This is a genomic window from Chitinophaga filiformis (assembly GCF_023100805.1).
Taxonomy (GTDB): Bacteria; Bacteroidota; Bacteroidia; order Chitinophagales; family Chitinophagaceae; genus Chitinophaga; species Chitinophaga filiformis_B.
In genome coordinates, this window is record NZ_CP095855.1 from 771,946 (window position 1) to 784,456 (window position 12,511).

The window sequence follows — 12,511 nt, forward strand, 5'->3', positions numbered from 1 at the left end:
TAAATTTACCTAAATCCATTACTGAAAATGTTACTTATCGAGATAAGTAGCCGCTTAATCTTACATTTCAAATGTAAGCTGCACATAATGAACAACCGCAGTTAACATCCATTATGAACAAAAAGAACAGCGGATGATAAAATGAACACATTCCCATTAATGGGGGATCTTTTCAAGGTCCCTGTAGGTTCTCACTGTCTCGTGCGAGCCTCTGAGCGCACCCTTCTGGTTAGCGATCAGTTCTCTTATGCTGTAGGGCATGGGGACGCTTGAGCGTAATACATCTTCATATGTTCTTTGTGCGGCGTCTTCTGCATATTCACAGGAAGACAGCAGTGCCTGACGGTCGTGTCCGGAAAAGGTAGCTTTCACATTCATCCAGGTTCTATAGAGTTTTCCATAAACGGAAGAGCCTTGTGCTACATCTCCGCCGCCGTCGAGTAATACATTGTTTAACTGGTCAATATATGTAAGGCTTTCATCTGCCATTCTCTGAAATAAGGCCTTCAAGTCGGTATCTTCTGTTAACGCTATTGCTTTTTTATATCCCTCCACACGATCTTGATTGATCCTGACCAGATCACTCAGGGCTTCCAACAATTTTTCATTTAGTTGCATGATAGTCAATTTTAAATTAATGCAATGACGATTAATATATGTGAGGCAAAAATGTAACCAGTTTCTACGCTTAGATCAGGGTGGGTATGGTGGCCCATTCCAGCCCCTTACCTGGCGGGGATTTTGCCCTTGCTGGGGAATACACTCCACAAAGAAAAGCGCCTGAAAAATACTGGCATATATTGCTTAAAAAAGGGAAGAAGACGCTGTAACCCTTGTAAATATTGGATAATAGCCATCCGTGCTTTTATTAACACTATCTGGCACAAATTTTTTACTCACTACTGTAACCAAATCTTATTGATATGAACGGCTTACTTTATTTGATCGCAGTGATCCTCATTATCGGATGGATTCTGGGTGCGTTTGTTTACTCCGCCGGCAGTCTGATACATGTGCTGTTGGTATTAGCTATCATCGCTATTCTTGTAAATATAATACGCGGCCGGGCAGTATAAGCCAGGCAACCGAGCTCCATTGTGTGAAGAGGTAATCAGTCGTAGCAGAATATTCCGAGCGTTTATTTTGCTATGATCTGATTACCTTATTTTTCTTCATAGCATCCATCCCAGTCGTCATAATCCATCAGCACAAAGCGGGTGTCCTTTTGCATTTCGAATTTGTTAACTGTTTCGCTGCCATCGGCCGCCCTGCCGACATCTATGACCCTGCTCTTCCAGCGGCACACTGATTGAAAAGTATTGCGCATATGTCCACAACTGCTTGCCATACTGTACAGAGATGAGCCACTTCATACTTCCTCCCCCCGGATGCTTCTCATTCACTACTTTTGTGCGAGAAATTTTTATATGAAAAAATATATGCTGCTGGTGATGCTGTTAGGAGCTTGCACCACACTACATAGAACCCCTGTTAAGGATACCACGCTGCCATCCATTCATTCACTGACTTTGCTGCATAAATATATTGTGCCTTACAATATGCCTTTTAACGGCACCACAGTAGGCGGGCTTTCCGGTATAGACTATGATAGTGCCCGGAAGGTATATTACCTGATCTGCGATGACCGTTCGGAGAGACAAGCTGCCAGGTTTTACACCATTCAGATACCGGAAAGCAACTACGACAGGGACAGTATCCGTTTTTCCCGTGTTACTTATCTGAAAACGCCGAATGGCAATGTTTATCCGTCAGCGAAGGCCCTCGCGCCCGATCCGGAGGCGATGCGTTACAACCCACATACCGGTCGTTTGGTATGGAGCAGTGAAGGGGAGAGGATCATCTCGGAGCAGGCGAATATTATTAACGACCCGGGAATATATGACATAGACACCATTGGCCGGTACCTTGACAGCTATCCATTGCCCGCGCAGTTTCATATGCATGCAACGGAAAACGGGCCAAGGCGGAATGGAGTATTTGAAGGCCTCGGATTTACACCCAATGGCCGCCATATGTTTGTAAGCCTGGAAGAGCCGCGATATGAAGACGGGCCCCGCGCTGATCTGAGGGATACAACAGCCTATACACGTATTATAAAGTACGACCTGCGTACCCGTCAGCCCATAGCTCAGTATGCTTATAAGCTGGAACCAGTTGCACACCCATCCATACCTGGTAATGCCTTCCGTGTCAACGGCATCTCTGACATCCTGGTGCTATCGGAAACGCAGCTATTGGTCATGGAACGTTCCTATTCTACAGGCGTGAAAAGCAACACCATTCGTGTATTTAAAGTAGATCTCCAACATGCAACAGATATTAAGGCAGTCAATTCATTGCGTGAAAACCCCCATTTTCTACCTGCACAAAAGTCTTTGCTCTTAAATTTTGATGACCTGGATACTTTTGTCGATAATGTAGAAGGAATGACGTTCGGGCCGATATTACCTAATGGCCACAGAAGTCTCATTTTTGTTGTCGACAATAATTTTGACAAAAATGAGGAGACGCAGTTTTACATCTTCGAAGTTGAACAATAAAGAATACTATTTTATCGGGAAAAATATATGAAACAGGAAAGTATGCCAAAATAATACTTTCCTGTTTTGTCACTTTATGTCATTTTTCTGATTTATATACAAATTGCGGAAATCCCTTTCTTATCCTCTCCCATAGCAGTTTTTCACCGTTCAAAACTTTTTTGCAAAAACGTTTTACTTTACTTGAAAAATATTATACTTTTAACACGGAGTTACCATATTTATTCAAAAAGCCGAAATCGTTATAAAGAACTTGTGTATTGAACTAAAACTAAAATTCCGTAGCGTTATTTGGATCATTAATCATTAATTATTACTTGTAGCTTTTTCTTATCCGCACAGGATAACTATCAGCATTTTATTTTATTCTTTTTCATTACAGGCCACGTAAAATAATGATGTAATGTAAATGTAACTGTCAGTAATAACTGTACTTGTCATGCTGCAATCGAATGTTGTAGCCCAGAACTCTATTATCTAAAACCTCCAGAATATGAAGTCTAAATTCACACGTTTCATGAGGGTTGCGGTGCAGGGCGCGCTAGCGTTGCTGTTAACACTGCCCGCATTCTCACAGGCCCGGAAAATTTCGGGTAGGGTCCTTGACAACAGGGATAATTCCCCGCTCCCCGGGGTTTCTGTACAAATTAAAGGTACCAGTAGCGGTACACAAACCAAACCAGATGGTACTTATAGCATTGACGCACCATCCGGGAGTACCCTTGTGTTCTCTTTTATTGGTTATCTGACCCAGGAAAAAGTAGTTAATGGTGCTGCGACCATTAACGTCAGCATGTCCTCTGACGTAAAATCATTACAGGACGTAGTAGTTGTAGGTTATGGTTCAACAAGACGTTCAGACCTGACAGGTGCGGTAGCTTCTGTTAAGACCGCACAGCTGGAAGAAAGGCCCGCTGCGTCTGTGAACCAGGCATTGGCAGGCAGGATCCCGGGTGTACAGGTGAACACCAACTCCGGTCGTCCAGGTGGCCAGACCAATGTGCGCATCCGTGGTTTCAGCTCTATCAATACTACCAACAACCCGCTCTATGTAATTGACGGAGTGGTAATTCCGGTAGGTGCGCAAACACAGAACAGTAATGCAATTGACTTCTTAAACCCGAATGAAATAGCATCCGTAGAGGTACTGAAAGACGCTTCTTCCACTGCCATCTATGGTGCAAGAGGTGCGAACGGTGTGATCCTGGTTACTACTAAAAGAGGTAATGCGAGCGGTAGCCGTGTTACTTATGACGTAGGCCTTGCTTATAACACCATCGGGCCTAAACGCGTTCATATGCTTAACGCAAAAGAATATATGCAGGTAGAAGACCTGGCATGGAAGAATGCAGAGATCTATGATCCGGAAGGATGGGCTAAGGGTAACTATATCTCTAAAGAGCCGAAACTAAAGAGAACCAATCCAGACCTGTTCGATGCTAACGGTAACCCAAAATATGACACCGACTGGTTTAAAGAATCAGTACAACATAAAGTGTCTCACAGCCACCAGTTAGGCTTTACAGGCGGTGATGAAAACAGCCAGTTCGGCCTGTTCCTGGGCTACAGGGATGACGAAGGGCTGCTGCTGAACTCTTACCTGAAAAGATATTCTGCACGTTTCACCTTCGACAGCCAGATGAAAACATGGCTGAAAGTAGGTGGATCATTAGGTTACACCAACCAGAGTGAGAACCTCGTAGATATCGGTACCGGCGGCCTGAACTCTGTTCGTATGATCACGGAGGCGCTGCCTTTCCTGCCGGTTAGAATGCCGAATGGTACTTTCAGCAATAACAAGCTGTATCCTGGTGCTGAAGGTGGTTCCAACCCTGTACACATCCTGACAGACCGTAAATACATCCTCCAGACACAGAACGTACTGGGTAACGCATATGCGACCGTCACCCTGGCAAAAGGCCTGGAATTCCGCAGCGTTGTAGGTGCTAACGTAGTGACCCGCGGCAGGAATGAATGGAACGGCCGCTCATTGATAGACATTTCTGCTACCCAGAAAGGTATTGCCATCGTAGCTAACGACAGAGAAACATATTGGTCATTTGAAAACTACCTGACCTACAACAAACGTTTCAATAAGGTTCACTCCATCAATGCATTGGCGGGTGTAGGCTGGCAGCAGGATGACATTTACGGTTTCAACGTACGTGGTGAGAACTTCTCTACTGACTACTTCGAAACTAACAGTATCGGTTCCGCGGGGCTGATCCCTTCATCAGGCGCAGCTTCCCGTAAACTTGGTTTTGCTTTCAACTCTTACTTTGGCCGTGTAAACTATGGCTTTAAAGATAAGTACCTAGTTACCTTCACAGGTCGCGTGGATGGTTCTTCCAAATTCGGTCCTAACAACAAATATGCATTCTTCCCGTCTGCAGCATTGGCATGGCGTGCCTCTGAGGAACCATTCCTGAAAGGCAATACAACCATTTCTACTTTGAAACTGCGTACGAGCTACGGTTTAACAGGTAACTCTGAGATACCTCCTTACAGCTCTCTGGCCTTATTGACTGCAAGTAACGATTATGCCTTCCCACTGAACGGTCAGAAAGTACAGGGTGTAGGTACCAGCAGGCTCCCCAATCCGGATCTGAAATGGGAAAAGACCGCACAGTATGACTTTGGTGTGGAATTAGGTCTGTTAAAGAACAGGATCTCCCTGGAAGCCGATATTTACTACAGGAAAACCACAGACATGCTGCTGGAAGCTCCTGTACCCACCACCAGCGGTTACACCAGTATCACAAAGAACATTGGTGCTATGGAAAACAAGGGTCTGGAAATTGGTCTGAATACTGTGAATATTGAGACCAAAAACTTCTCCTGGTCTACTACCTTCAACATCTCCTTCAACAAGAATAAAGTACTGGCACTGGCTACTCCGGCCGATGTATTCGCTGTAGGAGGTCCTAACTTCACCAACCAGACAAACATCATCCGTGTAGGTGAGCCAGTAGGCTCTTTCTGGGGCCTGGTACGCGAAGGCACCTGGTCTTCAAAAGAAGCTGCAGAAGCAGCCCTGTTTAAAGATTACCGTGGCGGTAAACCAATCCTGCCTGGCGATATCAAATACCGCGACGTGAATGGCGACCATGCCATTAATGACGCAGACCGTATGATCATCGGTAATGGTAACCCTGACGGATGGGGTGGTTTCTTCAACACCTTCAAATATAAGAACCTGGACCTGACTGTTGAACTGCAGTTCGTGTATGGTAACGATGTGCTGAACATGACTCACCACTCCGGTGAAGACCGTACCGGTCTGGCAAACAGCTTCAAGTCTGTACTGAATTACTGGGTAAAAGATACTCACGAGAACACTGACATTGCAGCTCCACGCGATCCGAGCGCTGGTTATGTTACCAACGTGGATACCCGCTGGATAGAAGATGGTTCATTCCTCCGTGGTAAAAACCTTGCACTGGGTTATAACTTCTCAGCTGAAAAACTGAAACGTCTGCATCTCAGCAAACTGAGAGTATATGCTTCCGTACAGAACTTCTTCCTCGCTACTAAATTCAGCGGTAACGATCCTGAGGTAAGCACTTACTCACAGCCATTTGCACAGGGACAAACATTCTTTGATTATCCGAAACCAACTACGTTCCAGCTTGGTGCAAACGTTGCTTTCTAATCTAACATTTATCAAGAAAAAGAGATGCTCATGAAGAATTATATTAAAAAAACCGCGCTCAGCATATTGATCGGAGGCAGCCTGTTTATGACCGGTTGCTCCAACTTCCTGGATGAAAGCGATCCATCCAACCTTTCGCCAGACAGCTATTATACCTTACCGGAACATGCTGATGCAGCAGTATATGCGGCTTATGCCCGTGCCCGTTTCATTGGAAGTGGCGCCGGTATCTTTTCTGCCAACTTCCAGATGCTGGATGCTCCGACAGGTACTGCCGCAACAGCCACTGCCCAGAACTCTGACCTGAACAACCTGCTGGGTCTTGTATATGACGGAGACAACCTGCATGTCAGGCAATTCTGGACAGGTGCCTACAGGGTAATAGCCCAGGCCAACCTTGCACTTGACAAGATACCCGGCATTCCTAATATGGATGAAGCGATAAGAGCCCGGACGCTCGGTGAAGCTGCTTTCATGCGTGCCTGGTCTTACTTCTACATTGTAAGGCTTTGGGGTGATGTTCCTTTGATCACAAAACCACAAACACCTACTTCTCCTGATTTCTATCCTAAACGTACAAGCACAGACAGCGTATATGCGCAGATCGTTGCTGACCTGAAAATGGCTGAAGCAGCAGGACTGCCATGGATGGATGCTTCCGGTAGGGTAGGCCTCGCAGCTATCAAAACTGAACTGGCAAAAGTATATCTGACCATGGCCGGTTATCCGCTGAACAAGGGCGCAGAATATTACAGGCTGGCAGCAGACAAAGCAAAAGAAGTACTTGATTACGCTGCGGCTAATTCGTCTGAGTTGAACCTGTTCAACACTTATAACGATCTGCATAGTGTAACAAACAATAACAAAGTGGAACACTTGTTTGAAGTACAATATCTTGCTGATATAGAGGGTAATCCGATGCAGTCGCTGATGCTGCCAAACAACTCCCTGACCAAAAACATCTCTGCTATGGGTAGCGGCGTAGGTAGCTCAATACCTACCCCTTCTTTCTATGACTCATACAAGAAGTTCGAGCCTAAAGATAAACGTACAGATGAACAGCAATTCTTCTTCACTTCCTATTTCGTAGACGGTAAAGGAGATCCATTCAAATTAGACAGGCCTTATATATTCAAACACTTCGACATAGCTGCTCATGGTAAACCGGGTTCCCCTGGTACCGGCAGAAGTAACCTGAATATTCCTCAGATCCGCTTTGCCGAAACACTGTTGATCTATGCAGAAGCGCAGAACCAGGCAGATGGTAATCCTAATGTAGACGCATACACCGCATTAAACCGTGTACGTGGAAGGGCAGGGTTGGACCCATTATCAGGTCTGACAAAAGATGCCTTTGAAGCCGCAGTATGGCGTGAGCGCTGGCATGAGTTCTCTTATGAAGGTATTACCTGGTTCGATATGGTACGCCTGAGAAAAGTATACAACGAAGACAATAATGGCTTCGATAACTTTGTAGGGCACGTTAACAAAAACTCCGGTGCGGCACTGGCAGAAAAGCATCTGCTGTTCCCATTGCCCATCCAGGAAATGCGTAACAACCCGAATCTGAGACCTCAGAATCCAGGCTACGGTTCATAAGATCAGTTCCTTCCAATAAATAAAATAGGCTGTATCAACGATGATACAGCCTATTTTTATTCCGATACCTGATGGGATCAGGTCTTCAGTTAAGTAATTCTCCGGACCTTCGTTTATTCCTAATACAGCACTTTTTCATTCGGATAGCCGACAGAGGCTGGTCCTCATTTGGCTAATTCTCAAGTCCCTCGTTTATTCTGATATATCAACTTTTTACTCCGATACCTGATTGAGTCAGATCTTCATTCAAGTAGTTCCCAAGACCTTCGTCATCCTCTTTCTATTGAAGAGACTGTTAGTCCCATATCTCGTTGGATGCAGTCAGTATCACCGGCTGCCCGTCTGTTACAATGATCGTATGTTCATGCTGTGCTACAAAACTGCCGTCGTTGGTGACCAGTGTCCATCCATCGCCCATATCATAAGCGTAAGAAGCTCTTGTAGAGATGAATGTCTCAATGGCTACAACACTATTCTTCCGGAAGCGGTGCTTGTTCATGCGGTCGTAATAGTTCGGGATCTCTTTGGGCTCTTCATGCAGGCTTCTGCCTACGCCATGTCCCACCAGGTTCCTGATTACCCGGTAACCCATCTTCTTTGCTGTCGATTCTATAAGATGTCCTACATCCGCAATCCTCACACCACCCCTGATCTCACTGATCGCCTTTTGCAATATCAGCTTTGATGCGTTCACCAGCGGGTTATGATTGTGAATATCATTTCCCAGTACAAATGATCCGCCGTTATCGCCCCAGTAGCCATTCAGTTCTGCAGAGACGTCAATATTCACCAGGTCTCCTTCCTGCAATATTTTGTTCCCCGTGGGGATGCCATGTGCCACCTCATTGTTCACACTGATGCAGGTCCAGCCAGGGAAGCCATACGTCAGCTTCGGTGCAGACTTCGCACCCATTTCGATCAGTAAGCGGCCGCCATATTCATCCAGCTCTTTTGCTGACATACCCGGGCAGGCATACTCCCTCATCTTCTTTAATGTAATACCAACTGCCTCGCTCACTGCCTGCATTCCCGACAGATCTGCATTGGATGTTATAGACATGATCTTAATTATTTTGTGATATTCTGTATAATAGCTGCATGGATCTCGGCGATGGACTTCATCTTGCCCTCAGCATCGTAACAGGTGATCCTGGTAACGGAAGGGTCAGTATCTGCTAATATATCATACTCACGCTTCACCGCCAGCTGAAGGGAAAAATCCTTCTCATGAATATCCTCCTTTCCATTCAGGTATTTCCTTTCCTCGCCAGAACGCCGTTTTGTCAGCGACTGTTCTGTAAACGAAAAAGGAACGTCCAGATAAACAGAAAGGTCCGGCTGGGGAATACGGTTGTATTCATATTCAAACATGTTGATCCATTCACGCAGCTCATTTTTCTCTTTTTCTGTTTGCAGCTTCGCACACTGGAAGGCAATATTTGACAACACATAACGGTCTACCAGTACTACATATCCGCTGGCCAGCCATTCGTTAATATTGTGTGCAAATGCCTTCCTGTCTTCGGCAAATATCAGCGCCACCAATTGAGGATGTACATTTTTCACGTCTCCGAACTCGCCCCGCAGGAATTTAGCGATCAGTTCCCCGAACACCCCCTCCTGTACAATAGGAAAATGTACAAATCGTGTTTCTACACCCTGTTTATTAAAATATTCCGTCAGTAAAGCGATCTGGGTAGACTTACCCGCCCCGTCCAGTCCTTCAATAGCGATAAACCTGCTCTTATGCTGCATTAAAAAATCAGTTAAAACCAGCCGCGAAGATACCACTAATTCCACCAGCTAGACCCCGGCAGTATATTTTTCACGGGAGGCATGGATTCCGTCCATATGCGCATCCGCCCATTCAGCCAGTCCTTCCAGATGAGGCAACAAGGAGTACCCTCTTTCCGTAAGGCTGTACTCTACCTTGGGAGGTATCTCCGCATATACTTTGCGAACCACCAATCCATCTGCCTCCAGGATCTTAAGTGTGACGGTCAGCATCTTCTGAGAAATATCCCCGATCCCATGATGCAGTTGATTGAAACGCATGGTACCTTCTTTGCCCAACACGAGAATGATCAGCATAGACCATTTGTCGCCTAAACGGTCCAGTACATTCCTTACCGGACAATTGCCTCCACCGGAGGTACGATATTTTTTCAAAAAATCCATCGTCTTAATAAATTGATAATCAATAATAGTTACGCCTGGGTAAGCACCATACCGCCCGGTGCCTTCTTGTCAGTCATTTTCCCGCGGCTTACTTTTGACTTACTAAAAGTAAGTAAAAGTAATAAAGTAAGTAATACAGTAAACTAAAGCACAATGGGAAAAATATTAATAACAGGCGTAACAGGACATCTAGGCCGTATCGTATTAGACAAATTGCTCACTAAGGTACCCGCTTCCGGCGTAAAGGTATTAGTACGTGACGAAGCAAAAGCAGCCCCTTTCAGGCAACTGGGTGTTGAAGTGGCAATAGGCAGCTACGACGACAAAGCATCGCTCATAGCAGCTTTTAAAGATGTTGACAAGCTGTATTTCGTATCCGGCAGTGATACCGCTGCCAGGGGCCGGCAACATGAAAATGTTGTAAATGCAGCGGTGGAAGCAAAAGTAGGACATGTGGTATACACCAGTTTCCAGCGGAAGAACGAAACAAGCACATCTTCCATCTATTTTATTGCATCCACTCACCTGCTGACAGAAAACCTGTTGAAATCATCCGGGCTGAAATACACCATTCTTAAACATGGTATATATACCGAGATGATCCCGATCTTCGTCGGAGATAAAATATTTGAAACCGGTGTTATTTTCCAGCCGGGAGGGGAAGGAAGAACCGCCTATGCGCTGCGCAGCGATCTGGCAGAAGCAGCTGTAGCAGTATTGACAGGGCAGGGGCATGAAAATAAGAGCTATGAACTGACCGGACCTGAAGCGGTGTCTTATGCCGAAATAGCAGCAAAGATCTCTGCTATTACCGGCAAGAATGTTTCTTATGTATCACCCACTCCGGAGGTATTTACCGCCGAACTCACAAAAGCAGGCGTACCGTCAGAGTACATCGGATTATTTGCAGGATTTAGCGTGGCAAATAAAGAAGGCGAGTTTGCAAGTGTGTCCTCTGACCTGGAAAAGCTGATCGGCAGAAAGGGTGGGAGCGTAGAGGCCTACCTGCAACAGGTATACGGAGGCAAATAATCGCCTGGGTAACAGCATACAGAGAACTGTGAATAAGTGGGTACCTCGTTTAACAAACGGGGTACTTTTTTATTTTGTAGAGTGTGGGGATTGGGGAACGTCATTCACCACTATCAGCACTTTCCGGGTTAACAGTTTCCCCAGGAGCGCCTTCCTGTCTTACACCTTCTTCTTCAATTCAAGTGGCGTAATTTTTCATGCTTTCGTAATCGGAAGTCTGTTTGATTATAATTATGTACCAAAACATGTATCAAATGAAAAAAGGCTTTCAGCCGATCAGCTGAAAGCCTTTACCATTTCGTGGTCCCACCAGGGCATGATCCTGGGACCCCCTGATTATGAGTCAGGTGCTCTAACCAACTGAGCTATAGGACCTGTTCTTTGCAGAACAAATATTTTGAAACTTTCTCGTGGGTTCCCTTTTTCAGGGAGGGCAAAATTAATTATTTTTTATTCAATTAACCAATCATTCCTGATTTTTTTATTTCCGCCATATAAATTTGCACTTTCTCATTCAGCAGTTCATACAATGAAAGGTATTAAACACATCATCTTCGATCTGGGCGGAGTTATTATCAATCTTGATTACCAGCTGACTTACAAGGCATTTGAAGCCCTTGGGGTAAAAGAGTTCACCAGTTTGTACAATCAGTTTTCATTAACCACGGTGTTTAACGATCTGGAGACTGGCAAGATTGAACCGGAAGTATTTCTAAATGAGATGCAGCGACACACGGCACCGGGTACCACTCATCAGCAGATCATTGATGCATGGAATGCAATGCTGCTGGATTTTCCTTTACGCAGATTGCAGATATTACAGCAGTTAAGGCAACATTATGGCATATACCTGTTAAGCAATACGAATGCGATCCACCTGGAGGCCTTTAATAAAATATTACAGGACAGCAGGGGAATTCCTTCACTGGCATCTTTCTTTGATAAAGCTTATTATTCTCACCTGATCGGGTTACGTAAGCCGGAGAAGGAGGCATATCAGTTTGTGCTGGATGAGAATGGCCTGGATCCTGCGGAGACATTATTTATAGATGACACGCTTCCTAATATTGAAGGCGCCAAAGTTGTTGGCATACAAACAATTCATCTCCTGCCGCCTAAGACGATAGCAGATATCTTCAGGTAACAGTGAAGACTATTTGATTTCTTCAAAATCCAGGTAATCGCCCTTGTCCGCTTTTTTAGGAGCGGTGTGTTGTTGTTGTGCCTGGGCTGCCTGTCTCTGTGCTTGTTCCTGTTGCTGGTATTGGCGACGGAGGTGTTCCTGGATATCTCCCATCTGTCTGCGTACATGTTTGGTTGACTGATACACAGGCACGATGAAGTCAAATACAAATTTGTACAGCAACCAGAACACAAATGCTAAAAATGCGTATTTCAGTATCATGCAACAAATTTAGCGGTTAATCTGCTTTCCGGACAGAGAAAATCCGGCCTTTAGGTTTTCTTTAACAGCCGGAAAGACACACCA

The 12,511-nt window shown here is 45.2% G+C and carries 12 protein-coding genes and 1 tRNA gene; 6 read left to right on the forward strand and 7 right to left on the reverse strand.

Annotated elements, in window-relative coordinates; all coding sequences use genetic code 11:
• Positions 1 to 156: 156 nt before the first annotated feature.
• Entirely contained in the window at positions 157 to 618 is a 462-nt protein-coding gene (locus MYF79_RS03195) for a ferritin-like domain-containing protein (RefSeq protein WP_247812526.1), read from the reverse strand.
• A gap of 305 nt (positions 619 to 923) precedes the next feature.
• Here MYF79_RS03195 and MYF79_RS03200 point away from each other — a divergent pair, with 305 nt between their 5' ends.
• The gene (locus tag MYF79_RS03200) at positions 924 to 1,076 is read left to right on the forward strand and encodes a lmo0937 family membrane protein (protein WP_110053527.1); all 153 of its coding nucleotides are present in this window, start codon (positions 924 to 926) and stop codon (positions 1,074 to 1,076) included.
• Between the two features lie 86 nt (positions 1,077 to 1,162).
• Here MYF79_RS03200 and MYF79_RS03205 read toward each other — a convergent pair whose 3' ends face one another.
• Positions 1,163 to 1,348, reverse strand: coding sequence for a hypothetical protein (locus MYF79_RS03205; RefSeq protein ID WP_247812527.1), 186 nt, complete (start codon positions 1,346 to 1,348; stop codon positions 1,163 to 1,165).
• A 79-nt stretch (positions 1,349 to 1,427) separates the two neighbouring features.
• Between MYF79_RS03205 and MYF79_RS03210 the strand changes: the two genes are divergently transcribed.
• The 3 genes from MYF79_RS03210 to MYF79_RS03220 all read left to right on the forward strand — a co-directional run bounded on the left by MYF79_RS03210 (position 1,428) and on the right by MYF79_RS03220 (position 7,812).
• The gene (locus MYF79_RS03210) at positions 1,428 to 2,561 is read left to right on the forward strand and encodes an esterase-like activity of phytase family protein (protein WP_247812528.1); all 1,134 of its coding nucleotides are present in this window, start codon (positions 1,428 to 1,430) and stop codon (positions 2,559 to 2,561) included.
• Positions 2,562 to 3,054: 493 nt separating this feature from the next.
• Complete coding sequence (locus MYF79_RS03215) at positions 3,055 to 6,213, forward strand: SusC/RagA family TonB-linked outer membrane protein (protein ID WP_247812529.1); 3,159 nt, start codon at positions 3,055 to 3,057, stop codon at positions 6,211 to 6,213.
• A 30-nt stretch (positions 6,214 to 6,243) separates the two neighbouring features.
• On the forward strand, positions 6,244 to 7,812 hold the full coding sequence (locus MYF79_RS03220) for a RagB/SusD family nutrient uptake outer membrane protein (protein WP_247812530.1): 1,569 nt from the start codon (positions 6,244 to 6,246) through the stop codon (positions 7,810 to 7,812).
• 295 nt (positions 7,813 to 8,107) lie between these two features.
• Here MYF79_RS03220 and map read toward each other — a convergent pair whose 3' ends face one another.
• The 3 genes from map to MYF79_RS03235 are packed head-to-tail and all read right to left on the reverse strand — an operon-like array spanning position 8,108 to position 9,990.
• Positions 8,108 to 8,872 carry a type I methionyl aminopeptidase gene (gene map / locus MYF79_RS03225; RefSeq protein WP_247812531.1) on the reverse strand — a complete coding sequence of 255 codons (765 nt, stop codon included), beginning with the start codon at positions 8,870 to 8,872 and terminating at the stop codon, positions 8,108 to 8,110.
• An 8-nt stretch (positions 8,873 to 8,880) separates the two neighbouring features.
• Entirely contained in the window at positions 8,881 to 9,567 is a 687-nt protein-coding gene (gene tmk, locus MYF79_RS03230) for a dTMP kinase (protein ID WP_247812532.1), read from the reverse strand.
• Positions 9,568 to 9,615: 48 nt separating this feature from the next.
• Entirely contained in the window at positions 9,616 to 9,990 is a 375-nt protein-coding gene (locus MYF79_RS03235) for a winged helix-turn-helix transcriptional regulator (RefSeq protein ID WP_247812533.1), read from the reverse strand.
• A gap of 153 nt (positions 9,991 to 10,143) precedes the next feature.
• On the opposite strand from MYF79_RS03235, the gene MYF79_RS03240 reads away from it, so the two are divergent.
• Entirely contained in the window at positions 10,144 to 11,022 is an 879-nt protein-coding gene (locus MYF79_RS03240) for an SDR family oxidoreductase (protein WP_247812534.1), read from the forward strand.
• Positions 11,023 to 11,323: 301 nt separating this feature from the next.
• Here the strand turns inward: MYF79_RS03240 and MYF79_RS03245 are convergent.
• Positions 11,324 to 11,397 (reverse strand) — tRNA-Ile (locus tag MYF79_RS03245).
• 154 nt (positions 11,398 to 11,551) lie between these two features.
• Between MYF79_RS03245 and MYF79_RS03250 the strand changes: the two genes are divergently transcribed.
• Complete coding sequence (locus MYF79_RS03250) at positions 11,552 to 12,166, forward strand: HAD family hydrolase (protein WP_247812535.1); 615 nt, start codon at positions 11,552 to 11,554, stop codon at positions 12,164 to 12,166.
• Between the two features lie 9 nt (positions 12,167 to 12,175).
• Here the strand turns inward: MYF79_RS03250 and MYF79_RS03255 are convergent, their stop codons facing one another.
• Positions 12,176 to 12,427, reverse strand: a complete 252-nt coding sequence (locus MYF79_RS03255) for a hypothetical protein (RefSeq protein WP_247812536.1) — start codon at positions 12,425 to 12,427, stop codon at positions 12,176 to 12,178.
• Between the last annotated feature and the right edge of the window lie 84 nt (positions 12,428 to 12,511).

What these genes read in the sequence shown, in the direction of transcription:
- map (WP_247812531.1), bottom strand. Translation starts at nt 8,872, where the DNA reads ATGTCTATAACATCCAATGCAGATCTGTCGGGAATGCAGGCAGTGAGC.
- MYF79_RS03240 (WP_247812534.1), top strand. Translation starts at nt 10,144, where the DNA reads ATGGGAAAAATATTAATAACAGGCGTAACAGGACATCTAGGCCGTATC.
- MYF79_RS03220 (WP_247812530.1), top strand. Translation starts at nt 6,244, where the DNA reads ATGAAGAATTATATTAAAAAAACCGCGCTCAGCATATTGATCGGAGGC.
- MYF79_RS03235 (WP_247812533.1), bottom strand. Translation starts at nt 9,990, where the DNA reads ATGGATTTTTTGAAAAAATATCGTACCTCCGGTGGAGGCAATTGTCCG.
- MYF79_RS03255 (WP_247812536.1), bottom strand. Translation starts at nt 12,427, where the DNA reads ATGATACTGAAATACGCATTTTTAGCATTTGTGTTCTGGTTGCTGTAC.
- MYF79_RS03210 (WP_247812528.1), top strand. Translation starts at nt 1,428, where the DNA reads ATGAAAAAATATATGCTGCTGGTGATGCTGTTAGGAGCTTGCACCACA.
- MYF79_RS03200 (WP_110053527.1), top strand. Translation starts at nt 924, where the DNA reads ATGAACGGCTTACTTTATTTGATCGCAGTGATCCTCATTATCGGATGG.
- tmk (WP_247812532.1), bottom strand. Translation starts at nt 9,567, where the DNA reads ATGCAGCATAAGAGCAGGTTTATCGCTATTGAAGGACTGGACGGGGCG.
- MYF79_RS03215 (WP_247812529.1), top strand. Translation starts at nt 3,055, where the DNA reads ATGAAGTCTAAATTCACACGTTTCATGAGGGTTGCGGTGCAGGGCGCG.
- MYF79_RS03250 (WP_247812535.1), top strand. Translation starts at nt 11,552, where the DNA reads ATGAAAGGTATTAAACACATCATCTTCGATCTGGGCGGAGTTATTATC.
- MYF79_RS03205 (WP_247812527.1), bottom strand. Translation starts at nt 1,348, where the DNA reads ATGGCAAGCAGTTGTGGACATATGCGCAATACTTTTCAATCAGTGTGC.
- MYF79_RS03195 (WP_247812526.1), bottom strand. Translation starts at nt 618, where the DNA reads ATGCAACTAAATGAAAAATTGTTGGAAGCCCTGAGTGATCTGGTCAGG.